The following is a 25,592-nucleotide window of genomic DNA, read 5'->3' as shown; positions in this document are numbered from 1 at the left end:
CTTTTAAATAAACAATTATGAAAATTAAAGGATTACGTTGGTTCATTATAGGTTTAATATTTCTAGCGACCGTTATTAACTATATCGATCGAAGTGCCCTTTCAATTATGTGGGGAAATGAAAATCTTGAAGGTTCAATTTCTCATGATTTAGGTTTAACTAAAGAGCATTACAGTTATATTTTAAATGTTTTTATGGTTGCCTATGCTTTGGGACAATTGTTTTCAGGTAAATTATTTGATAAAGTGGGCACTAAAATAGGTTATATACTTAGCATAGGTATTTGGAGTTTGTCTACTATTTTTCATTCTGTTGTTCGTGGTTTCTATTCTTTAAGTTTTTTCAGAATAACTTTAGGATTATCAGAAGCTGGTAATTGGCCTGGAGCAGTAAAAAGTAATGCCGAATGGTTTCCTATAAAAGAGCGGGCGTTCGCACAGGGCATTTTTAATGCAGGTGCATCTATAGGGTCTGTTATTGCACCCCTTCTAGTCGCCTTACTTTTTGTTGCTTATGGATGGCAAACAACTTTTATAATAATAGGTTCGATGGGACTTTTATGGATTATTCCTTGGATGTTAATTAACAAGGGAGGACCTAAAACACATCCATGGATAACTGAAGAAGAGTGTAATTATATTAGCCAAGGTCAAAGTAAAGCAGATCAAAATGATGATGCTAAGAGTCTAAGTTTAAAACAGATACTTTCATATAAAGAATCTTGGGCTGTTGTAGCAAGCAGGTTTTTTTTAGAACCTATTTGGTGGCTTTTTGTAGGCTGGATGCCAATATATCTATTCGATGTTTACGGGTTTAACGTAAAAGAAGTAGGTATGTTTGCTTGGGTGCCTTATGTAGGTGCTGCTATTGGAAGTATTGCAGGAGGTTATATTTCAGGCATTATAATTTCAAAAACAAATTCAATTAATAAAGGTCGAAAAGTAACTATTTTAATAGGTGGTATTATTATGGTTATTGGTCTTATTGCAACAGTTCTATATGCCACTACGCCAGAACGCTTTGTATCCATTGTATTTATTGTATTATTTGGATTTCAGGTTGCCATTGGAAATGTACAAACCTTGCCAAGTGATTTGTTTAGTGGGAAATCAGTTGGTTCTTTAGCTGGTTTAGGTGGTATGGTTGGTGTGTTTTCAGTTATTATCATGAACTTTTTAGTTCCAATTATTGCCAAAGTATCTTATACCCCAATTTTTATAGCCATTGCCATTTTTGTGCCTCTGGGTATAGGAGCCATTTATTATTTCGCAAAGAATATAGAGTCAGTAGAATAGTTTAAAATTTTAATAAAATTAAAAATCAAAAATATGAGTAATTCAAAAGGAAAAGTAGCAGTAATTACCGGAGCAACAGGAGGAATTGGTTTCGAAGTAGCAAAAAGATTGGGTAAAGACGGATACACTGTAGTCTTAAACGGTATCGAAGATGAAGCAGGAGAAAATAGAGTTAAAGAACTTACTGCATTAGGAATCACTGCTGAATATTACGGATTCGATGTTACAAAGGAAGAAGAAGTAACTTCAAACATCAACAAAATTGGTAATAAGTACGGTAAAATCGATCTTCTAGTAAATAACGCTGGAGGTTTAGGGGGAAGGTCTAGATTTGAAGAAATGACTACTGAATTTTACAGATTTGTAATGGCATTAAACCTTGACTCAACATTTTTTGCTTCAAGAGCAGCTATTCCATTCCTTAAAAAAGGTACAAATGCTTCAATTATTAACTATACATCCATTGCCGGATGGAATGCAGGAGGGCCTGGAGCTGGTATTTACGGAACATCTAAAGCAGGAGTTCATGCTTTAACCAGAGCATTAGCAAAAGACCTTGCGGAGTACGGAATAAGAGTTAACGCTGTATCTCCAGGTACTATCGATACGCCTTTCCATAAAGAAATTAAGTCTACGAAGCCAGAAGTGTTCGCTTCATGGAAGAACAATATTTTATTAGGACGATTAGGGCAGCCTGAAGAAGTAGCTTCTGTTATTTCATTCTTAGCAAGTGATGATGCTGCTTTCTTAACCGCAGAAACCATACAAATTGGTGGTGGACAAGGTTTAGGAATTTAAATAAATTTTTTTTAATATTTATAAACAGCCGTATTTGTATTTTACAAAACGGCTGTTCTATTTTATATAAACTCCAAGGTTGTTTTTACTAAATTTTAAATAAGTTCTTTCAGCATATTAGCAGCAATTTCAGGTGTAATATCGCGTTGTGGCGACCCAAACATTTCGTAACCAACCATAAATTTCTTTACGGAAGCACTTCGTAACAATGGTGGGTAAAAAATCATGTGCCAATGCCAATGATTGTTGTTTTTTCTGTTGGTTGGAGCTTGGTGAATACCACTTGAATATGGAAACGATGTGTTGAATAATTTATCGTAAGCTTTGGTTATTACAGAAATCGCTTCAGCAAAAAGGAATGAGTCTTTACCTTCTAAATCCAAAATACTATTTTGTTGGGCTTTTGGTGCTATCATCGTTTCGAAAGGCCAAATTGCCCAAAACGGAATCAATACAACAAAAGCATCATTTTCAAAAATGATACGTTCTTGCTTTGTTAATTCCTGCTTAAGGTAATCGCCTAATAAACTCGATTTGTTCTTGTTGTAATAGGTTAATTGTTGTTGGTCTTTTTTGTCTACTTCATTGGGTAGTGTTGTTTGGCTCCAAATTTGCCCATGTGGGTGTGGATTACTACAACCCATTACAGCTCCTTTGTTCTCAAATATTTGCACATAGTTTATAAGCTCATTTTCTGCCAGTTCTTTATATTCTTTTTGCCATGCGAATACTACTTTTTCAATGTCTTTAGCATCCATATCTGCCAAACTTTTTGAGTGGTCTGGACTAAAGCAAATTACTTTACAGATACCTTGCTCACTTTGGGCAATTAACAACCCATCATTTACAGAAAAGTTTTTAGAGTTTGTTTGAAGTGCAGCAAAATCGTTGGTAAAAACAAATACATCTTCGTAATTTGGATTTTCTTCCCCGTTAATTCTGGTGTTTCCAGCACATAAATAACAACTGGCATCGTGAGCAGGTCTTACTTCATTGGAAACAGTTTCATTTTGACCTTGCCAGGGGCGTTTAGCACGATGTGGGGAAACTAAAACCCATTCGCCTGTTAATATGTTATATCGTTTATGTGAGTAATCTTGTAAATCGGTAGTCATTTTAATAAGTATTTGTTTATTTAATTACGTGGGTTCCGTTAGAAAGTTTAACAGAATAGATGGAACAGTCTTTATTGAATTTATTTTTATAGGCTTCAGAAACAATAGTTTTGAAAGATTCTGTTTCTGTTTTTTCTATCAAATTGATAGTGCAGCCACCAAAGCCTCCACCCATCATGCGTGCACCTAAAATGTGCCCGTTCAATTTGGCTTGATCCACAAGAAAATCCAATTCCTCACAACTTACTTTGTACTGTTTAGATAAGCCATCGTGAGAGGCATATATTAACGCACCAAGAGTTTCTAGATCGCCTTCAACCATTGCTTGTGAAGCTTTTAGTGCACGATTGTTTTCCTGAATAACATATAAAGCTTTTTGATAGTTTATTGGGGTTACTTTATTCTTTATTTTAATTAAATCTGCTTCAGTAGCATCTCTTAACGCCTTAATACCTAGTAACGACGCTATGTTTTCGCAAGCAGAACGTCTATCATTATAAGCACTATCAGATAAACTGTGTTTTACGTTGGTATTAATAAGAATTAATTCATGATTCTTAAAGTCGATTTCAAAGGGTGTCGCTTCCACCGTTCTGCAATCTAATAATAGGGCATTGTTTTCAATGCCAAACATACTTGCATATTGATCCATAATTCCACAATTAACACCTACATAATTATGTTCGGCTTTTTGTGAAATAAGAATCATTTCGGTTTTAGATAATCCTAAATTAAAAAGTTCGTTTATACCAAACACCACACTGTTTTCTAAGGCAGCAGATGAAGACATGCCAGAACCTGCAGGAATATCTCCACTAAAAGCAATGTTAAAATTTCCAACTAATTTATTTCTGTTTTGAATTTCGGCAACAACACCGAAGACATAATTTTCCCAACTGCCTTCAGAGGATGGTTTTAGTTTATCCAATTCAAACGACACACTTTCATTCATGTCTATAGCATACGCTGTAGATGTGTTGGTGTTACTTTTTTGAATAGCAGCGATAATGCCTTTATCTACTGCTGCAGGAAATACAAAACCATCGTTGTAATCGGTATGTTCTCCAATAATATTGATTCTACCGGGGGAAAAAACCAGTATCGGTTCCATACTAAATTTGGTTATAAAGCGGTCTTTAACTTTTTTAATTAATATTGTATTCATTTTAGTTGTTTGTGTTGTTTATAATGAATTTCTTAAGATTAGACTATTTACATTTTCTATTTGCAATTGTTCCTTGTTAAGTATCATATGTGCTAAGCGTTCGCCCATAATGTTGAAATCTGTAGAAATGGTGGTAATACCGCCTTCTACTATTTCTTTAAGCAGGGTGTCATTATAGGATATTATTCCAATGTCTTTTGAAAGAACCAATCCTTCTTTTTTAATTTTTTTAATAATTCTCAACAGGTTTTTATCGTCTGGTATTACATAAACGGCACCTTTACTTAATGCTCTGTTTTGTAAGGAGTCAATAACATCATTTTCTATATTATTAGTTTTACAAAATTTGTTGAAGCCTTTAAGTAACCCTATAGGTTGTCTGTCTTCGGAAAAAAGTAAAATTAGTTTTGAGTATTTTTTAATTAAAGAAGTTGCTTTATTGAGGTTGCTATAAATGTCTTTTTCGAAATTTTGATAAATACCTGAATAGTCAGATAGTTCTGGGTGTGTTTGGTCTAGAATATAAACTTTTTCTTTGGGTAGTTTTTCAATCACCAAATTGGTGTTCTTTAAATTAGCAGGCATTATGACGTAGAAATTATAAGCGCCCATGTTCTCGTAAATTAAATTACCAAACATGTCATCATTAAAATGGTGAAAATAAGTATCTACGCGTATATGGTTTCCAAGATTATTGATAAAGGAACTATATAAATCTTCTTTAAATGAATTAAGCTCGTCAAATAATAAGAATACTTTTTGGGTAACATCAATAGTGTCATTTAAAACATAGTAACCTTTCCCTACTACAGATTGAATAATGCCTCGTGTCTTCAATTCATTAAACGCCATTAAAACGGTGTCTCTAGATAATTTATGAGTATCTCTAACACTATTTATAGATGGTATTTGGTCTCCTTTTTTTAAAGCACCAGCAATTATGGCTTCTTCAATAGAAGCTATAATTTGCTTGTATTTAGGGGTTCCTGTTTTTTTCTTTAGGTTAATAATACTCATGCCACAAAGATATAAAAAAAAAGAAAAACAAACTAGTAGGTACTGGTATGTTTTAAAATAGATCAATTCAATATGGCAATCAGTATAGTTTTATTAAAATGATTTATTCAAACATAAGTCTGTTTTGATAAAAACATGGACTGTTCTTTTGGGTTTGGTTATTGAAAATTAATGACTTTAAGACTTTATGTTGTGGTTATTGCTATAACATTCCTTTAAAGCATTTGTTCATTTACCCATTTTTGCATTTACAATTTGGTTATAATGTTGAGGTGTTTGTAACAGAAATAATAAAATGGATACAAAGTATTTAAACAATAATAAATAGTTATTTTAGGGTTTATATATAGGAATTACTTTAAACTTCTTAAATTGTCATAATCTTAATAAATTATATGGTTTTAGTATGTGTCTTTATAATAACTAAAACAAACATTTAGCAGTAAAGAGTATTTCGCTAAATGGCTTCTAATCTCACTAAAAAACAATTGAAAGAAAATAATATTTTTAAAAGAGTAACATTAGTAAAGCAAGTAGAGGAAAACTCTAATTGGGATGTGATTGTTATTGGTGGTGGTGCCACTGGGTTAGGTATTGCTTTAGATAGTGCTACCCGTAAATTTAAGACCCTTTTATTAGAACAAGTGGATTTTGCAAAAGGAACTTCAAGCCGAAGCACCAAACTTGTTCATGGTGGTGTGCGGTATTTAGGGCAAGGCAATATCGATTTAGTTAAGGAAGCATTATACGAAAGAGGATTGTTATTGGAGAATGCTCCACATTTAGTAAACAATCAGTCTTTTATTATCCCTAATTACACATGGTGGGATACCTTTAAATATATAATAGGGCTTAAGATTTACGATGCTTTGGCAGGTAAATTAAGTTTTGGAAAATCCATTCGAATCAATAAAAAGGAAACACTATTAAGATTAAGTACCATTAAGAATGGAAAACTTAAAGGAGGTGTGGTTTATCATGATGGACAATTTGACGATTCTAGATTGGCCATAAATATTGCCCAAACATGTATAGAACATGGGGCCACTGCTTTAAACCATTTTAAAGTAAATCAGTTGTTAAAAAACAATAATGGTATTGTAAATGGAGTCGTTGCAGAAGATAGAGAAACAGGCATTACATATTCTTTAAATGCCAAGGTGGTTATAAATGCCACTGGTGTTTTTACCGATGAAATTTTGAAAATGGATAATTCTGAAGCAAAAAAGATGCTGTGCCCAAGTCAAGGGATTCATTTGGTTTTAAATAAATCTTTTTTGCCTGGAAATGATGCGATTTTGATACCAAGAACCAAAGATGGGAGGGTGTTGTTTTTAGTGCCATGGCATAATAAAGTATTGGTAGGTACTACTGATACGTTGCTAGATAGCCATAGTTTAGAGCCCAAAGCGTTAGACAGCGAAGTAGATTTTATTATTTCTACGGCAAACAATTATCTTAATCAAGAAGTGAGTAAAGAGGACGTTTTGAGCATCTTTGCAGGATTAAGGCCATTAGCAGTACCAAAAGATAAGTCGGAAAAAACGAAAGAAATTTCAAGAAGCCATAAAATTATTATCTCAAATTCTGAATTGATAACTATTACAGGAGGAAAGTGGACCACGTACAGAAGAATGGCTCAAGATACTATTAATAAAGCTATTTCGATAGGGAAATTGAATCATGTATCATGTAAAACTAAAAATGTAAAAATTCACGGCGCAACAGAATATCATGATAAAACCCATCATCAATATATCTATGGAAGCGACCAAGAAGCTATTCAAAATTTAATTAAAGAATATCCTGAATTAGGCGAAACATTACACGTACAATTACCATACACTAAAGCAGAAATTATTTGGGCAATTCGATACGAAATGGCAAGAACCGTAGAAGATATTTTGGCAAGACGGGTTCGTACGCTATTTTTAGATGCTCGAGTAACATTAGAAATAATTCCTATGGTAGCAAAAATGTTGGCTAAAGAATTAGGTAAAGATGCCTTATGGGAACAACAACAAATTGAAGTGTTTACTAAAATTGCTAATCAATATGTTTTGTAAACATCAATCTGTTTTTATAGTTATTAAGAAAAAAGTACATTTGTATAATTAATAATTAAACTAAAAATAAATATAACGATGAAGAGTTTTGGATCAAGTAATGTTTTTTTACTAGGAGATGATATTGAATGGGAAGAATTAGGCGGCGGAATAAAAAGAAAAATTATGGCATATGATGATAAGATTATGCTTGTAAATGTTCATTTTGAAGCTGGAGGCATTGGCGCTATGCATAACCATTATCACTCGCAGGTTACTTATGTTGCTAGTGGTGAGTTTGAATTTACTGTAGACAACGAAGTTAAACTAGTAAAAGAAGGTGATGCTTTATATATTCCGCCTAATATCATGCATGGAACCATTTGTAAAAAGAGCGGTATTTTAATTGATGTGTTTAGCCCTATTAGAGAAGATTTTATGCAGTAAGCTATAGTTATTTTAAATTAGATGAATCCCTAACAATTAATTCAGCATCAAGAATTATTTTATTTAATGTTTGTTTTGTTTTTGGATCTTTTACACGTTCTAAAAATGTTAACGCAGCTAATTTTCCCATTTCGGTACTATGCTGATGGATACTAGAAATAGTAGGGGTAACCATTGAAGTAAAAGGCTCGTTGCCAAAACCAACAAGGGCCATATCTTTAGGTATATTGATATTGTTTTCATTAAGCACTTGTAAGGCACCTAATGCAGCGTAATCTCCTGCAACATAAACAGCATCGGGTCTGTTTTTTAAATTTAGCAGTTGCATCATTTTATCTCTGCCATCTTCTATGGTAAGACTGCTTTCTATTAACAGCGATTCATCTAAAGATAAATCATGTTTTTTTATGGCATCTATATAGCCATTAATTCGGTTATTGAAAATACGTGTGTGTCTGTAACCACCAATATGTGCAATTCGTTTACAGCCTTGTTGTACTAAGTGTTCAACAATCATGTGGCTACTGTCGTAATCGTTTATACCTACATAATCAACATTCAAATCATTTTCACCACGGTCAAATAAAATTAAAGGAATGCCTTTTGACTTTATTTTTTCATAATAATCTAAACTAATTGTTTCATTAGCCATAGAGGCAATAATACCATCAACCTGTGTAAATAATAGCGTGTCAATGTTGCTACATTCTTTTTTATAAGATTCGTTCGATTGGGTAATAATAATATTGTAGCCTTCTTTGTTTAAAACTTCTTCTATATTTTGAATTACAGAAGAAAAAAAGTGGCTGTTGGTTCTAGGAACAATAACTCCAACTAAGTTGCTTTTGCCTTTTCGAAGCGCACTTGCTAGATGATTTGGTTGATAATTTAATTCTTTAGCCACCTTTTTTACAGCTTCTTTCGTTTTTGTGCTTATACGAGAATCATCGTGAAGTGCCTTGGAAACAGCAGCGGGAGAGATGTTTAAAACGCTAGCAATGTCTTTTATTGTTGTTTTTTTTTTGTTTCTCATTTTTTTATATACTTTTGCTTAAACGTTTAAGCAAATATAGTATTTCAGTTTTTATAATCAAAGCAGATATATTTTTATATGTTTTTTTATTATATTTACTTGAAAGCGATTGCTTAAACGTTTAAGCAGAATTTAATTTTAACTAAATCAATAAAATTTTAACAAAATGAGTAGAGTAGTAACATTTGGTGAGATCATGCTAAGATTAGCACCTCAAGGATTCTTAAGATTTTCTCAAGCAGACAATTTTGATGTTGTTTATGGTGGTGGAGAGTCTAACGTAGCAGTATCGTTAGCAAACTATGGTATTTCTGTAGATTTTGTAACACGTTTACCTAAAAATGATATAGGTGAATGTGCTATGATGGAAATGCGTAAAAGAGGTGTTGGTGTTGATAAAATTGTATGGGGTGGTGAGCGTTTAGGTATCTATTTTTTAGAAACTGGAGCGGTTTCTAGAGGTAGTAAGGTGGTATATGATAGAGCATATTCTTCAATGTCTACAATCCAATCAGGTATGATTAACTGGGATGAAGTGTTTAAAGGAGTAGAGTGGTTCCACTGGACTGGTATTACGCCTGCAATTTCTCAAAGTTCTGCCGATGTTTGTTTAGAAGCTGTAAAAGCTGCTAGCAGATTAGGTGTTACTATTTCAACCGATTTAAATTACCGTGCAAAATTATGGAAGTATGGTGGAGACCGTGAAGCTATCATGACAGAATTAACATCTTATTGTGATGTTATTCTTGGTAATGAAGAAGATGCCGAAATGCACTTTGGTATTAAGCCAGCTGGCGCAGCAGTACAAACGCATGGACATGATGTGAAAGCAGAAGCTTTCTTATCTGTTTGTCAACAAATGATGAAAAAATTCCCAAGAGCTAAAAAAGTAATTACTACTTTAAGAGGTTCTATTTCTGCATCTCATAACACTTGGGCTGGGGTTTTATATGATGGAAATGAAATGTTACAAACCCGTCAATACCAAATTACTGATATCGTTGATAGAGTAGGTGGTGGTGATTCTTTTATGGGTGGATTAATCTACGGATTGTTAACATACCCAGATAACGACCAAAATGCATTAGACTTTGCAGTTGCAGCATCTTGTTTAAAACACACTATTAAAGGTGATGCCAACTTAGTAACTGTTGAAGAAGTATCTAAGCTTATGGGTGGTGATGCTTCTGGTAGAGTTGCTAGATAACAATAAATCTTAAATAAATAACCTGCAAGGTTTTCAATAACCTTGTAGGTTTTAATTGAATCTAAAATTTCCAACGAAACTAAAACCTTCTAATACTTTATGAAAAAATCAATTGCGATTATTTGTGGCGGTGGTCCTGCTCCAGGTATTAATACTGTTATAAGTACTGTTGCTAAAACCTTTATGAAAGATGGGTATAAGGTTATTGGCGTTCATCATGGATACCAAGGGTTGCTTTCTGATAATCCTGAAGTAAAGATTTTTGATTTCCATCATGCCGATCGTATTTTTAGTCGTGGAGGTTCTACTTTAATTATGAGTAGATTCAAACCTAAAGACAGTGATTTTAAAGCAGATTTTTTCAAAAATAATAATGTAAAACTATTGGTAACTATTGGCGGAGACGATACAGCTTCAACCGCTAATAGATTAACTAAATATCTTCAAACCCAAGATTTACAGGTTGCCCACGTGCACGTTCCTAAAACCATAGATAACGATTTACCTTTGCCAGATAGAAACCCAACCTTTGGTTTTCACACCGCAAAAGATGAAGGTGTTCGTATTGGTAATACGGTTTATGAAGATGCTAGAACTAGCGAAAACTGGTTTGTAATGGCGGCCATGGGGCGTTCTGCCGGCCATTTAGCTTTCGGAATTGCTTCGGCTTGTCATTTTCAAATGATGATTATACCGGAAATGTTCAACAAAACCACGATTACATTTGAGAAAATCATTAATATGATTGTGTCTTCCATAGTAAAATGCAAAATTAAAGGTGTTGAGTATGGGGTAGCATTAGTGAGTGAAGGTGTTTTCCATTTTATGGATGAAAAGGAAATTTTAAGTTCAGATATTAATTTTACTTATGATGACCACGGGCATCCTGAATTAGGAAATGTAAGCAAGTCGCATATATTCAATTATTTGTTACAGATTAAATTAAAAGAAATAGGACTTAAAGTAAAAACAAGACCTGTTGAAATTGGTTATGAACTTAGATGTTGTAACCCAATTGCATTCGATTTAACCTTGTGTACCTTACTTGGTATAGGTGTTAAAAAGTTGTACGACCAAGGTATTTCAGGTTGTATTGTCAGTGCAAATTCTAGAGGCGATATCACTCCTTTGTTTTTAAAGGATTTTGAAGATGAGAATGGAAAGATTCCGCCACGATTGGTAGATATTAACTCTGATATGGCTCAATTGTTCATCAACAACCTGTTCTATATTCAAGAGAAAGATTATGAACAAGCAAAAAAATATGTACCCAATCCAGAAGCATACGATTTTAAGAAAATATTAAACTGGAATTAAAAAAAAAATCAAATCAAAAAACACAAATTCCGAACATAGGTATTTGAAGAATAAATAATAAAAAACATAAATAAAATGGCACAATTTTCAAGATTAGAAGTAGCTCAAGCAATGAAAGATACAGGAATGATTCCTTTGTTTTTTCATAGCGATATTGAGTTAAGTAAAAGAGTATTAAAAGCATGTTACGATGGTGGCGCTAGATTAATGGAATTCACTGCTCGTGGTGACTTCGCTCACGAAGTTTTTGGTGAATTAACCAAATATGCTATTAAAGAATTACCAGGTATGATTATGGGTGTTGGCTCTGTTACAGATGGCGCAGCTGCTTCTTTATATATGGCATTAGGGGCTAATTTTATAGTAACTCCTGTGTTAAGAGAAGACATCGCAATTGCTTGTAACAGAAAAAAAGTATTATGGTCTCCAGGCTGTGGAACATTAACCGAAATAGCTAGAGCAGAAGAATTAGGTTGCGAGATAGTAAAACTTTTCCCTGGTGATATTTACGGGCCACAATTTGTAAAAGGCATTAAAGGACCACAACCATGGACAAGCATTATGCCAACAGGAGGTGTTGCTCCAACTGAAGAAAACCTAAAAGGGTGGTTTGATGCTGGCGTAACTTGTGTTGGTATGGGTTCTCAATTAATTTCTAAAGATATTATTGCTAATAAAGATTATGCAAAACTAGAGCAAGATGTAAAAAAAGCTCTTGCACTTGTTAAAGCTGTTAGAAAATAATTATAAAAGAAGAAAGCTGAACTTAATAGTTCAGCTTTTTTTATTCAATTATTCCAAACGTTTGTAATTTTCGGCATATATAGGATGTCCTAAGCTATCAATTTCAACTTGAGTAAATGAGTTTTCATCAATTGTTATATCGAAAATAAACTTCTTTTTTGCTTTTATACGACTATTCATGGCGTGAGAACCGTAATCTAAAACTTCAGTTAAAGTACCGTCTTTAAAAGTATAATCTCCAACTCCAAACCAATCTAAAGAATCCCATGCCCGTAATCTGCTCCACATAATCTTAGTTTTAGAATACATCTTCATTTGCTTGTATGCATTTGAAGATTTTATGGTATCTACAGAACCATCTTCTTTGTAGTTCAAAAAGCTAACTAATTCCCAAGCACCCTCCAAAGAATGTTCTTTTATAGGTTGTTCAATGTTTTTTTTATTATTACAAGAAAGGAAAAGGGAGGCACAAAAAATAAATAGAAGTGTTTTCATAAGCGAAGTATTAAATTAATAATCATACTACTACAAGTTACAAAAAAAAAAGGAGAAATAATATGGTGGATAATAAGTACTTATACGATGATAATATCTTTTGATAATTTTAATGTAAGTTTTGTGTCAAAAATTCTACTTTTGTTTCAGATTAAAAATTTATAGCGATTATGCCAGATACAATTGAAAAAATAAAATGTTTAATAATTGGTTCGGGACCTGCAGGATATACTGCTGCGATTTATGCAGCTAGAGCCAATATGAAGCCTGTATTATATCAAGGTACTCAACCAGGAGGTCAATTAACAACTACAAATGAAGTTGAAAATTTCCCGGGATATCCAGATGGAATAACAGGACCAGAAATGATGATGGAATTACAAAGGCAAGCAGAGCGTTTTGAGACCGATGTACGCGATGGTTGGATTACTAAAGTAGATTTTTCTGGTGATGTGCATAAAGTATGGGTTAACGAAACTAAAGAGATACATTGTGATACGGTTATTATCTCAACAGGAGCATCTGCTAAATATTTAGGATTGGATTCTGAACAGAAATATTTAAAATTAGGAGGTGGTGTTTCTGCTTGTGCAGTTTGTGATGGGTTCTTTTATAGAAATCAAGAAGTAGTTATTGTAGGAGCTGGCGATTCTGCTTGTGAAGAAGCTCATTACCTTTCTAAATTATGTAAAAAAGTAACCATGTTAGTAAGACGTGATGAATTTAGAGCGTCAAAAATTATGGCTAACAGGGTTAAGAATACACCAAACATTGAAATATTGTTTAATACCGAAACCGATGAGGTTTTAGGTGATGGGCAAGTAGTTACTGGTGTTAGAGCTTTTAACAATGTTACGAACAAGAAACAAGAGATACCAGCTACAGGATTTTTTGTGGCTATAGGGCATAAACCTAATACAGATATTTTTAAGGGATTTTTAGATTTAGATGAAACTGGTTATATCATAAATGTACCAGGAACTTCAAAAACAAATGTAGAAGGTGTATTTGTGTCGGGTGATGCAGCAGACCATGTTTATAGACAAGCTGTTACAGCAGCAGGAACCGGTTGTATGGCAGCTCTAGATGCAGAACGTTATTTAGCAGGTAAAGATGCTACTTTTGAAGTGTCTACATCCACTTATAATTAAAAAAATAAATATATTATGGAAGAGTCAGAGTTATTACTTTGGCTCTTTTTCTTTTGTAATATTTATAAAATATGTTTTCTTTGAAAACAATTTTAAACGGGATGTGGCGCAGTCCGGTAGCGTACACGGCTGGGGGCCGTGTGGTCGCAGGTTCAAATCCTGTCATCCCGACAATTAGGGTATCAATAGATATCAAAAAACAGCTAAAAAAATGAAAATCAATGATTTACATTTTTTTGTTTTCAATTGATTCGCTTTAAAATCAATTGGCAGGTTACCTATTCGGTTACCTAAAAAGTTACCAAATTTTTCACTACATTGGTAGTTCATTAGTGTTTGACTTTCGCTTCGATTTGACTTTCGCAAACAAATCGAATATTCATTAAAGTGAGAGCACATGCAGACTTCAAAGACTTTTAGTATACATTTTTGGTTGAGTGCAGCCAAAAAAAAAGACGATATTGCACCTCTTTATGCTCGTATAACCGTCAACGGAAAAAGGGCAGAAATCAGCTTGAAGCGTTACCTATCGGTTACCTATTGGGATCCAATAGCAAAAAAGGCAAAGCCAAGAACTCCGAATGCTCCGGCATTGAATGCCTATTTGGACCAGGTTTACGCTGACTTGCTGGAGTGTCAGAAACAATTACTTTCTGAATTCAAACTGGTAACTGCTCAATCTATTAAGGCGCGATATTTAGGGGAGGACGACGACCAAAAAACGTTATTGGATTTGGTAGGCTACCATAACACCAATATGAAAGCAGTTCTAAAGCATGGAACATTAAAGAACTATTATACTACAGAGCGGTACTTAAAAAGATTCCTAGCGGCAAAAATAAAGTCAAGTGATATTTACTTAAAACAACTTTCCTATGGTTTTATTATTGATTTTGAGCTGTTCCTACGAAAAGGTCCTTCTATTAATAAACGACAACCATTAAAAAATAATGGTGTTATGAAACATTTAGAGCGTCTGAAAAAAATAATGAATCTAGCGCTTAATTTAGAATGGATAGAAAAAGACCCCTTTGTACGTTTCAAACTAAAATTCACTAAACATCAACGTGATTACTTGTCAAAAGTAGAACTACAAAGATTTGAACAATTTTTATTGGATGAAGAAGTTCATAGAAAGACCAGGGATATCTTTGTTTTTTCCTGTTACACGGGATTATCATATACCGATGTCCGGTCTCTTACCGATAATAACATCGTAAGGGGAATAGATGGAGAATATTGGATTTTTACCAAGCGTGAGAAAACAGATCAACCCGTTAAAATTCCACTGCTGGACAAAGCACTCAACATTATCAAAAAATACGATAATGTTATAGAAAATAACTCTGGATTATTGCCAGTCTATACAAATCAAAGATTAAATGTCTATTTAAAAGAAATTACAGTTCTACTTGGAATAAATAAGAACATAACCTTTCATTCTGCGCGACATACTTTTGCAACAACCGTAACTCTATCTAACGGTGTCCCCATAGAGACTGTTTCAAAATTATTGGGCCATTCCAAACTTTCAACAACACAGGTTTATGCCAGAGTCATAGAAGAGAAAGTGAGTATAGATATGAAGGCGTTAAGGAATAAATTAAATAATTGTATAAATGAAAAGATTAATAAATCTATAGCGGATTTTTAAGTGCCTTAATAAATTTCAGTTGGAATAAGTGGTACTATCTAAAGTTTCATTTTTGAGTTTAATTTGCTATAAATTAGTGTCCTTTTAATGGTGTGCGAAATAGTTGTTTTGATCGATTATTATCGATTTGTAGATATCTTGGGGTATCATGGGATTTTTTGTAAACATTGGGTTTAACCTATTAAACAGGTTTTGTTATAACGCTGACTGCGAAAGTTGTTAATACAGTTTCTTAAAAAAATTTCTTCTACAATGTTAATGACATCAAGCTTTTATGAGATGCATGAACTCCTCTAAAACAATAAAATGCTTGTGAACAAACACTTTTTATGCGACGACGTAGAGGGGAAGCATAATATGTATGGAATAGTATAATGGAAAAAATTCTCTATTCTATAAATTATAATGGAAAATATTCTCTTATTTAGCACTTAATGCTCTTTTTACTGGAAAATATTCTTTTTACCATTTTTCACATACAAATTGAAAACACACATTATAATGGAAAATATTCTCCAAAAGATATATTATAATGGAAAATATTCTCTATATTTACATTATAAAGCAGTTTAAATGGAAAAAATTCTCCCAATACATGTTCAAGAAATTATTTTCTCTTCAAGTGATAAAAGCTTAAGTAAGCAGATTTCTAAATTAGTGAAAAATGGAGAAATAAAAAAAATTGCGCCTCGCATCTATACGTCTAATTTCACAGATGAACCAGAAGAAATTATTAAAAGAAATATTTTTAAAATTATAGGGACACAATATCCGAATTCAGTATTAAGCCACAGATCTGCAATAGAATTTAAGCCTACAACAGCAGGTCATATTTTTGTTACATATACATATACAAAAAAAATTAAATTACCTGGAATTACAATCCGTTTTATGGAGGGAAAAGGTCCAATAGAAGGTGATAACCCTTTTTCTGGAGAATTATTTGTTTCACAACAAGAAAGAGCATTTCTTGAAAATTTGCAAGTTTCAAGGCAACCAGGCCCTAAATCCAAAACATTAACACTACCTGAAATTGAAGCTAAATTAGAGCAAATAGTTCGCATAAATGGTGAGGATGGAATAAATCAAATTAGAGATAATGCAAGAATAATTGCTGAAAAACTTGGAATGCAAAGCGAATTCGCGAAATTAAATAGGCTAATCAGTGCATTATTGACAACTAAGCCATCAAAAATATTAACTTCTCCAATAGCGATGGCAAGAGCTTTTGGTAATCCTTATGATCCAGCTAGAATTGAACTATTTGAAATTTTGTTTAAGTACCTCAAACAAAATCAATTTAAGAATATTCCGGAAATAAATACGGATAAAACAGCATTCAAAAATTTTGCTTTTTTTGAAGCCTATTTTTCAAATTATATTGAAGGAACAATTTTCGAATTAGAAGAAGCAAAAAAAATTATTAAAACAGAAACTCCAATTGCTAACAGAGATGAAGATTCTCATGATGTTTTAGGGACATATAGAATAGTTAGTAATTTAAAAGAAATGAATCAAACCCCTGCAACACATGAAGATCTTTTAAAAATACTGCAATATAGACATCACATTCTTTTAGAATCTAGAAAATCAAAAAATCCAGGTCAATTTAAAGACAAAAATAATAGAGCAGGCGATACTCATTTTGTTGATTTTAATTTGGTAAAAGGTACTCTTATTAAGGGATTTGATTATTATAGGGCATTAAGCAACCCTTTTGCAAAAGCGGCATATACAATGTTTATGATAAGTGAGATTCATCCATTTCTAGATGGCAATGGGAGAATAGCAAGAGTAATGATGAATGCAGAACTTGTAAAGGAAAAACAAACGAAAATAATTATCCCAACGGTATATCGTGATGATTATTTAGGAGCATTGAGACGTTTATCAAGACAGAAAGACCCGGTTGTTTACGTAAAGATGTTACAAAGAGCGCAAGAATTCAGTTCAACTATAAAAGCAACTGACATGAACGAAGCAGAAATACATTTAGAAGCATGCAATGCTTTCAAGGAGCACGATATGGCTATTCTTAAAATTATTAAACAAGACTAAAGGCTTGACTATACTCTAATATATTTAAGTTGTTGGTTTTTACCTGTAGTATTGATTCTAAAATTTACCATTTGTTTACTAGCTGTATAATTTGATTCAATTTCTTGTTTGGACATATTTCCATTAGTCAACGCTCAAACTAAACACTCTTTAGATAAATGTGAACAACTAGCCAAATATTCTGCTTCTGCTTCTTGGGATTTATCATAGTATGAACGTAGATTGTACGATAAATAATATTTTTATGTTTCATTTTAAAATTCATATCCCTACATTTATAATACCTAAGAGTCTCTCACAATTAATAGCAAAAATTATAAAAATAGTGACGGTGTTCACCTAATATATCTATGGCTAAAAAAGCAACAAAAAACGAAAAATCAATAGAAGAAATCCTTTGGGATTCCTCCAAAAAATTAAGAGGTTCGGTCGAACCATCAGAGTATAAGCACGTTGTATTAGGACTTATATTTTTAAAATTTACGAGTCTTCATTCTATAAATGAAACAAATAGTTTATAGATGCTGGTAAAAAGCGATTTGTAGTGATACCGTAAGAGAAGCTACCAGCGATGAAGTTTCATAGCTTTGAAAAAAAAAATCAGCGTTTAAAAGAGATTGTAGCTGATTTAGTATTGCGCTAGGACATTATAAAAATCACTTAAAGTTAAAACTTTATTAGTGCATGCTAACTTAAGTTATACATAAAAGTTATAAGCCAACCATTCAGCACATTCCCCTACATTCCGTTGCTCTTCATTTCGGGAAAAGAGCTTCATTACAAAAGTCTTGGACACAATCCCAAAATTTTAGATTTTCACGTCGCTTTTTCCTGCCGAAGAAGGCAGGAACGCTCCGTTCCCAATATAAAACTTAGAAATAGCGTCCGCTTAATAGGAACATTTATTAGCATTTTGTTCCACTTCCTATGCTTTTGTATTTCACAAAGAATTTAGATCCACATCCCGAGCCAACACTGCTATACCTTTTTTTGACAGCAAAATAACAACATTCAGTTTTATACGACAGCATAACCAGGCTCCCTTCGTCTACGCTCAGGGTAAACTCGCTCGCACTTTTTATATGTCTTAATAAAGCTGAATATTGAATGGCACCAAGCAACAAAAAAAGGTAACGGCGTCGGCCCTATAGGAAGTAAATCTAAAACGAACCTGATGCAATCTTACAAAATCAATAAAAAGGAAGCGGAACAAAAGTTAAAAAAATAAAAAAAGGAAAACGCTCTGGATATAATAAGTAAATCAATTTTAACCCTTTCTGTAAGGTTCAGACAGGTACATATAAATATGTAATTTTAGAGGCCTATTTATTTGTCTCCTGTATGATATCTGACGTTCAAAAACTTGATTTCGCCAATAATCATAAAATTTACCTCCAAAACGAACCAATTGGGAACATTCTAAGTTTCCATTTCACATCCTAATCCTATAACTTTAAGAGAGTCGTCATGCAAAGAAAAGCAACTGATATTTTTATCAGGTTGTTTGAAAAATTTTGGTCCCTGTGGGACAAATTATGGAGAAGCAAGAGGGTAACACGCAAAGCGGTGTTACGTTTATCGATTTTTCTCGGAATCCCTTTGTATAAGAGGGATTACGGAGATTGAGAATATAAGGGGTAGGTGGCTTTTTTTACTAAAAAAGCGTCACAGCCAAATAAAATCAATAAATTTTTTACTAAAAAATGGATCAAGGATACGAAAAAGAGAAATTTGAGACCTTCAAGATTAAAACTTCGGTGGCTAAGAAATTCAGGAACTATTGCAGGACTATTTCCAAATCTCAGTCTATGACACTAAGGCTCATGGTTGATTTTTTTGAGCTGAATGGCGTGTCCCCACAGGACAATCTTGGAGAAACTATTGCATCCCTCAAAAGGCAGGTAATCAAACGATCCAATGCGGTCATTGCCATCATCAAAAACATAGAAAAAATACACCATAAACCAACCACGGCTATATTACAATCTTTGCTAGAGGAAACTTCCAATATAGAACAGGATGAAGAGGACGTTTATGATTTTGGGTCTCCAGTGTTGATTACAGAAAATGAGGAGTTGGAATTCTATAAAAAACAATATAAACTAATACAAGAAGAAAATATGAGTTTCAAAAATAAAATAACAAAATTATTGGACAAGGTTAATGTTGAAAAACGAAGTTTTGGAAAAAACTACTTGAAACTAAATCTGGACAAAATCGATTTCGATAATTTTAGAAAAAGTAATAATGTTTAAGATGTTAAAAATGCTCAAAATAGAGCAAATAAAATTAAAGGAGGTTGACCAATATTGGTACAAGTAGTGTACCGACGCCGTACCAAATTTTGGACAAGCGCTGGACAAGCAATGGACAAGCGCTGGTATCTATATATAAACATATACAAACAATAAACAAACTTTAAAAAACAAAAAATTTTAAAAATTTATTTCAATGTTCTTAAAAATTAAAAAAAATATCAAAACACCAAAACGATGCAAATTTTATTAATCGAATTTCTTCAAAACAATCATGGGGTTGGCCAAATTTTGGACTACACTGTTGGATTTGGTTAGGAACCAAATCATTGGATTAATGATTTCATTGGGATTTGGATTAATCATCTAAGAAACTGAGTGTTAATCTCTCATTGTATCTGTCTAAAATCTCATTTGGAAGCGATTTAAGATAAATTTGAGTTGTAATTAATCACTATGTCCAAAGCATTGAAGAAATTGCTTGTAATGACCTATAAAGACAAAAGAACTAAAAAATTTAAATGTAAATTGGTTAGTATTTTGGGAAAAAACAATTTGAAACTATTGAATTGGCCAAAATTGCTGCATTTTAACAGAATTGAGTATTATAAAGAAAAAAATGATGGTAAAGCTAGTTGCCGCGTATAAAATTATTACTTAACCAGAGTTGTGTAAAAACGTTAAAATTAATTAGTTTTAGAATGCAAACATGCTATCATAAAATTCAATAGCCATTTATTTTGCTTTGATGTTAAAAAACCTTTATATTTATTTTATCAGGAAGTAAAGCATTTCTGGATGGGGAGGATGATTAGAACCATTAAAAGCGGATAATTTATACCAGATCATTTACGGCTTTAAACTAATACAATACAATGAGTTATTGATAATTTAACTATGCTCACTTTTTTCCGCCGAGGGTGGTATTGTCTTGCCGTTTTTTGCAACCAACTAATTTATAAATAGAAGTACTTTATCTATCTATTTTTAATAATAGATTGTTAATTTAGGAAACTTTAGACCTTACAGTTTTTCGTCCTATTTGATAGGGTAATTCTAGAGATTGCAGGCTTGTTTGTTTTAAATTCTATTCTTATTATTCCAAATTTACAACACAACCTCACTGAGTTTTTATCAGGTTTTGGCGCCAATAGGGTTTGTTTAATAATAAATATTTTTGATATCTAACTTATAAAAATTAAGTTTTAATATTTCATTTTAAATTGACTAAAAAGCGTAATATTGTTTAATTAGAACAACATATTTACCAAATTGTTGTATTTTATTCTTCCTTAGTATTAATAATCAAATAAATTTAAGCGGGCATTTGATTAAAGTTAATTTTAACGCTTTAAAATAATTTAAGTTTGAAATCTATTCAATTAATTATCGGCGTTATTTTAATTACACTTCTTAGTTGTAAAGAAAAACAAGATCCTACTCCTCAAGATAAAATTGGCCAAAGAAAAGAAATTGAAACATCACCGAAAACCTATAATAATGATTTAGATCAAAAAGAACCCGAGTCAAATTTTTTAAATGTAAAATACTCTTTCGAACAATTAGATAATACTAATGGTCTTTCCAATAGTTCTGTTAATGCAATTTTTCAAGATTCTGAGAATATTTTTTGGATTGGTACTTGGGATGGCTTAAATCGTTTTGATGGAAGCAAGTTTAAAATATTTAGACCCGAACTAAATAATGAAAATAGTCTCAGTAATCAAGTTATATTAAAAATAGGGGAAGATTATGCTGGTCAAATTTGGGCTTTAACCATGCATGGTATAAACAGATACAACAAAAAAAAGAATACGTTTCAACGTTTCTATTTTTCTAGTCGAAATAACCCTCCTCTTGCGGAGTCGGAATTCAATATTGCTTTTGATAGTGCTAAAAACGTTTTTTGTATTGTTAAGGATTGGGGTATTGGTTATTTTAACGGTGTCGATTTCCAATTATTTAATGCAAAAGGTCTTCCGCAGAAATCCGTTAAAAAAATGGAGTTTATGCCAACTGGAGAATTGTTGGTTTTATATGAAAATAATAAACTATATAGTGTAATTTTTGATAATCAAAATTCAGATGAAATTAATATTTCAAAAGTTGAAATGATTTCAGATAACATTAATGAATATGGAATATTATCAAATCAGAAAATTTTCATTATTTCTAAAACTGGGGGTTCTGAAATTTTTTCAATAAAAAATAGAAACAGGCACGTAATAAAAGGGAATGATTTTCAAAAAATAATTGGAACATCTAATGAAGGACTTGTTGTGTCAAATAAACTTGGTTATTTTTTAATCAATAATGACGGTAATATTATTAATAGTCCATGGCTAAAATATTTAAAAAATCAAAAAATATCAATATTAGCTTCAGGAAGTGAAAATGTAATTTGGACAGGCACCGATGGCGATGGAGTTTTTAAAATTTATCCATTAAAAAAGTCGTTTAATTTTATTTCAAAAGCACAAGTACCCGAATTAGATGGAGCAATTGTAAGAACTTTTCTTGAGGATACAAAGAACTCTATTTGGGTTGGTACAAAAGGGAAAGGGTTAATTAGATTTGAAACTAAATTTTATAAAAACCCAGATAATGTTATAGAGTATGAGTTTTTTAATGAGTCTAACGGTTTAATTAATAATTCTGTTTTTACCCTTTGCAAAGGGCAAAATGATTTGATTTTTATTGGAACTGATGGAGACGGAATTAGTATTTATGATTTAAAAAAATCTAAGCTTATTAATTGGTCAGAAATTGAAGGCTCCGATAAGCAAGATTATTTTAAATCAACCTATGCTATTTTTCAGGATGAAAAAGGGTTTTTATGGTTAGGAACCAATGGTTATGGGATGATTCGCCTCAAAATAGAACGCAATGGAGAAAAATTAAAAATAAATAATTTTAAAAGATATTTTGCTGATAATAATACAAAAGGATCAATTAGTAGTAATATTATATTCTCTATTGTTCCAAAGAATAATAGTGAACTTTGGATAGGAACCAGACTTGGTGGATTAAATTTATTTAATAAAGATTCAGAATTATTTATAAGTTATAAAAACAAAAAAGATAACGCTAAAAGTCTATCAAACAATGATATTTTATGTCTGCATTTAGATACAGAGAATAGACTTTGGATAGGGACAAGTATAGGATTGAATTTGCTCGAAGAATTTAAATATGGATTCGAACCTGAATTTAAATATTATACTGTAAAAGATGGTCTTCCCAATAACACCATTCATGGAATTGTTTCTGATAAAAAATCAAATCTCTGGATTAGTACAAATTTTGGTTTGTCAAATTTTATGATTAATGATTCAAAATTCATTAATTATACAATTAATGAAGGTTTGCAAAATAACGAATTTGCCGATGGCGCATTTTACCATGATGAAAAGTCTGATTTTGTGTTTATGGGAGGAATTAAAGGATTTAATTATTTTTTACCATCAAAAATAGAAGAATCAACTGTTGTTCCTGATATTCTTATTGATAAAATAAGTGGCCAAAACCATGAGGTTCCTTATTATCAGGGACTTGTTGTTTCTCCAAATTCAAAAACATTTCCTAAGATTACTTTAGAGCATGACCAGAATTTCTTTGATATCGAATTGGCGGCTTTAACATACATTAATACAGATAAATGTCAATATGCATATAAATTAAATAATTTTGATCATGATTGGAATACAATCAACAATAGAAGAATCATTTCATTTACAAACGTGCCAAAAGGGTCTTATTCATTATGGATTAAATGGTCAAACAGTGATGGAGTTTGGAGCAACCCTGTACATGCTATAGATATTAAAATTAAGCCCGTCTATTGGCAATCTAATGTCGCCATTGCTGTTTATTTAATCCTCATTTTTCTGTTTCTTCTGTTTGTATGGAGTTATTATAACAAGCAATATAAATTAAGACAAACCATTCTTTTTCAAAAACATGAAGAAGAAATTCACCAAAATAGACTTACGTTTTTCACAAATATTGCGCATGAATTTCAAACACCATTAACCTTAATTGTTGGTCCTGTACAAAAACTTACCGAAATTGAAAATATGGGAGAAAAAAGTAAGAAATTGATAAGTATGATTCAACGAAACTCTTCTAGATTACTTTTTTTAACACAGCAATTACTGGAATTTAGAAAGGCTGAATATGACTATTTAGAAGTATCTGTAAGACAATTTGATTTGGTTAATTTAATAGAACAAATTGCAGAGTTGTTTGATGAATGGGCCTTAGATAAAAACATTACTTATAATTTAGAACTGCCAACTACTTTAGTGGGTTGGTACGATAAGGACAAAATCGAAAAAATAATTTTCAACTTATTATCCAATGCTTTTAAATTCACGCCTAATAATGGTAAAATCAATTTGAAATTTTATATTAAAGAAGGCAATGTTAATACACTATATATTAAAGTTTCTAATACAGGTAAAGGAATTTCTAAAGAAAAACTAGAATCTTTGTTTGACAGGTTTTTCTTAACAGATACTGGTAATAAATCAGATACAGATTTATTTAGAACTGGTATTGGTTTGGCATATATTAAAAAATTAGTTACAGTGTTACGAGGTGATATTGATGTTTCAAGTAAAGCAAATAAGGCTACCATTTTTACCATTATGCTTCCTTGTAGTAAACAATCATTTACAGAGAGTGAATTTGATAATGAAGGAAGTCAAATATTGATTTCAGAGCACCTGAAAAATATACTAGAGGAAAGTCCGAATAGTGCCGACGAATCATTAAATAAAATGTCATCACTTGAGGCTTTTTTAGAGAAACGAAAATTAATTTTAATTGTAGAAGATGAAAGCGATATTCGATTGTTTTTGAACGAATTATTAAAAGAAAATTATAAAATCATTTTTGCGAATAATGGATTAGAAGCTTTAGAGAAAATTAATATTAAACTTCCAGATATTATTATAACAGATGTTATGATGCCGCTTATGGATGGAATTGAGTTTTGTAAAAGGGTGAAAAGTGACGATAGAACGTGTCATATACCTGTAATCATGCTTACTGCAAAAAGTTCGATTATCCAGCGCATAGAAGGATTAGAGAGTGGTGCAAATTCATATATACCTAAACCTTTTCACCCAGATCATATACGTATTAGGGTTCAAAAACTTCTTGAAGAAAGAGAACTCTTCTTAAAACAGTTGTCAAAAGAAACTTTTATCGAAGACATTAAAAACCTGCCAGTAGAAAACGAAGACAAGGAATTATTGCGAAAAGTTATTGAATTAATTCGTAAAAATATTGATGATGAAAATTTGCAAAGCCAGTTTATTGAAGAAAGATTAGGAATTAGTAATTCACAATTATATAGAAAAATCAAACAAGTTTTTGGCTTTTCTCCTGGGGATTTAATAAGAACCATTAGATTAAAATTCGCTGCCGAATTATTACGAAAAAGTAATTGTACAGTTTCAGAGGTTTGTTATAAATCAGGATTTAATAACAGGTCTTATTTTTATAGAGAGTTTAAAAAAATGTACGGCAGTACGCCTAAAAATTATCAACTTAAGAATAACTCTCGAATATCTTAAGAATTACTCAAAAACACACCCGTTTAATTATTAAATAATTAGTTTGTTCGAAGCTAGTGTACACTTTTGATGAAATAGTGTACACTGTTTAATAGGTCGCCTATATACATTTGTAGAGTGAATTCATGTAATGACTTCATACCAATTATTAAACTAAATAACTCACTTAATTTTTTAGAATTATGAAAAAAACTATTCAAATTATGAATCAACT

The 25,592-nt window shown here is 32.0% G+C and carries 18 protein-coding genes and 1 tRNA gene; 14 read left to right on the top strand and 5 right to left on the bottom strand.

What is annotated here, in order from left to right:
- Positions 1-17 precede the first annotated feature (17 nt).
- Together VP395_RS11900 and VP395_RS11895 are read left to right on the top strand one after the other, a co-directional pair.
- Positions 18-1,295, top strand: a complete 1,278-nt coding sequence (locus VP395_RS11900) for an MFS transporter (RefSeq protein ID WP_346242233.1) — start codon at positions 18-20, stop codon at positions 1,293-1,295.
- A gap of 33 nt (positions 1,296-1,328) precedes the next feature.
- A complete protein-coding gene (locus VP395_RS11895) occupies positions 1,329-2,093 on the top strand; it encodes an SDR family NAD(P)-dependent oxidoreductase (RefSeq protein WP_346242232.1) in 765 nt (254 codons plus the stop codon).
- 95 nt (positions 2,094-2,188) lie between these two features.
- Here VP395_RS11895 and VP395_RS11890 read toward each other — a convergent pair whose 3' ends face one another.
- The 3 genes from VP395_RS11890 to VP395_RS11880 are packed head-to-tail and all read right to left on the bottom strand — an operon-like array spanning position 2,189 to position 5,390.
- Positions 2,189-3,208, bottom strand: a complete 1,020-nt coding sequence (locus VP395_RS11890) for a UDP-glucose--hexose-1-phosphate uridylyltransferase (protein ID WP_346242231.1) — start codon at positions 3,206-3,208, stop codon at positions 2,189-2,191.
- A 16-nt stretch (positions 3,209-3,224) separates the two neighbouring features.
- Positions 3,225-4,373 carry a galactokinase gene (galK, locus tag VP395_RS11885; protein WP_346242230.1) on the bottom strand — a complete coding sequence of 383 codons (1,149 nt, stop codon included), beginning with the start codon at positions 4,371-4,373 and terminating at the stop codon, positions 3,225-3,227.
- An 18-nt stretch (positions 4,374-4,391) separates the two neighbouring features.
- Positions 4,392-5,390, bottom strand: coding sequence for a GntR family transcriptional regulator (locus VP395_RS11880; RefSeq protein ID WP_346242229.1), 999 nt, complete (start codon positions 5,388-5,390; stop codon positions 4,392-4,394).
- A gap of 461 nt (positions 5,391-5,851) precedes the next feature.
- On the opposite strand from VP395_RS11880, the gene VP395_RS11875 reads away from it, so the two are divergent.
- On the top strand, positions 5,852-7,456 hold the full coding sequence (locus VP395_RS11875) for a glycerol-3-phosphate dehydrogenase/oxidase (protein WP_346242228.1): 1,605 nt from the start codon (positions 5,852-5,854) through the stop codon (positions 7,454-7,456).
- A gap of 78 nt (positions 7,457-7,534) precedes the next feature.
- Positions 7,535-7,882 carry a cupin domain-containing protein gene (locus VP395_RS11870; RefSeq protein WP_346242227.1) on the top strand — a complete coding sequence of 116 codons (348 nt, stop codon included), beginning with the start codon at positions 7,535-7,537 and terminating at the stop codon, positions 7,880-7,882.
- A 7-nt stretch (positions 7,883-7,889) separates the two neighbouring features.
- On the opposite strand, the gene VP395_RS11865 is transcribed toward VP395_RS11870, so the two are convergent.
- Positions 7,890-8,915 carry a LacI family DNA-binding transcriptional regulator gene (locus tag VP395_RS11865; RefSeq protein WP_346242226.1) on the bottom strand — a complete coding sequence of 342 codons (1,026 nt, stop codon included), beginning with the start codon at positions 8,913-8,915 and terminating at the stop codon, positions 7,890-7,892.
- Positions 8,916-9,081: 166 nt separating this feature from the next.
- On the opposite strand from VP395_RS11865, the gene VP395_RS11860 reads away from it, so the two are divergent.
- From VP395_RS11860 to VP395_RS11850, 3 genes are all read left to right on the top strand, one after another.
- The gene (locus VP395_RS11860; protein ID WP_346242225.1) at positions 9,082-10,122 is read left to right on the top strand and encodes a PfkB family carbohydrate kinase; all 1,041 of its coding nucleotides are present in this window, start codon (positions 9,082-9,084) and stop codon (positions 10,120-10,122) included.
- A 99-nt stretch (positions 10,123-10,221) separates the two neighbouring features.
- Complete coding sequence (locus VP395_RS11855) at positions 10,222-11,439, top strand: 6-phosphofructokinase (protein WP_346242224.1); 1,218 nt, start codon at positions 10,222-10,224, stop codon at positions 11,437-11,439.
- A gap of 75 nt (positions 11,440-11,514) precedes the next feature.
- Positions 11,515-12,183 (top strand): bifunctional 4-hydroxy-2-oxoglutarate aldolase/2-dehydro-3-deoxy-phosphogluconate aldolase, encoded by a 669-nt coding sequence (locus tag VP395_RS11850; protein WP_346242223.1) that lies wholly within the window; start codon positions 11,515-11,517, stop codon positions 12,181-12,183.
- A 48-nt stretch (positions 12,184-12,231) separates the two neighbouring features.
- Here VP395_RS11850 and VP395_RS11845 read toward each other — a convergent pair whose 3' ends face one another.
- On the bottom strand, positions 12,232-12,678 hold the full coding sequence (locus VP395_RS11845; RefSeq protein ID WP_346242222.1) for a hypothetical protein: 447 nt from the start codon (positions 12,676-12,678) through the stop codon (positions 12,232-12,234).
- 170 nt (positions 12,679-12,848) lie between these two features.
- Here VP395_RS11845 and trxB point away from each other — a divergent pair, with 170 nt between their 5' ends.
- From trxB to VP395_RS11810, 7 genes are all read left to right on the top strand, one after another.
- A complete protein-coding gene (trxB, locus tag VP395_RS11840; RefSeq protein ID WP_346242221.1) occupies positions 12,849-13,829 on the top strand; it encodes a thioredoxin-disulfide reductase in 981 nt (326 codons plus the stop codon).
- Between the two features lie 97 nt (positions 13,830-13,926).
- A tRNA-Pro gene (locus VP395_RS11835) sits at positions 13,927-14,000 on the top strand.
- A 226-nt stretch (positions 14,001-14,226) separates the two neighbouring features.
- Positions 14,227-15,483 (top strand): site-specific integrase, encoded by a 1,257-nt coding sequence (locus VP395_RS11830; protein WP_346242220.1) that lies wholly within the window; start codon positions 14,227-14,229, stop codon positions 15,481-15,483.
- A 573-nt stretch (positions 15,484-16,056) separates the two neighbouring features.
- A complete protein-coding gene (locus VP395_RS11825) occupies positions 16,057-17,541 on the top strand; it encodes a Fic family protein (RefSeq protein WP_346242219.1) in 1,485 nt (494 codons plus the stop codon).
- Between the two features lie 350 nt (positions 17,542-17,891).
- Complete coding sequence (locus tag VP395_RS11820) at positions 17,892-18,062, top strand: type I restriction-modification system subunit M N-terminal domain-containing protein (RefSeq protein ID WP_428833356.1); 171 nt, start codon at positions 17,892-17,894, stop codon at positions 18,060-18,062.
- Positions 18,063-19,244: 1,182 nt separating this feature from the next.
- Positions 19,245-19,796, top strand: coding sequence for a BfmA/BtgA family mobilization protein (locus tag VP395_RS11815; RefSeq protein WP_346242218.1), 552 nt, complete (start codon positions 19,245-19,247; stop codon positions 19,794-19,796).
- Positions 19,797-21,163: 1,367 nt separating this feature from the next.
- Positions 21,164-25,378: a hybrid sensor histidine kinase/response regulator transcription factor gene (locus tag VP395_RS11810; protein ID WP_346242217.1), complete on the top strand. Its 4,215-nt coding sequence runs from the start codon at positions 21,164-21,166 to the stop codon at positions 25,376-25,378.
- The last annotated feature ends 214 nt before the right edge of the window (positions 25,379-25,592 follow it).

It is taken from the genome of Mariniflexile soesokkakense (genome assembly GCF_039650365.1).
GTDB lineage: Bacteria > Bacteroidota > Bacteroidia > Flavobacteriales > Flavobacteriaceae > Mariniflexile > Mariniflexile soesokkakense.
The sequence above is the reverse complement of the archived record's forward strand: the minus strand, read 5'-3'. Positions and strand labels throughout refer to the sequence as shown.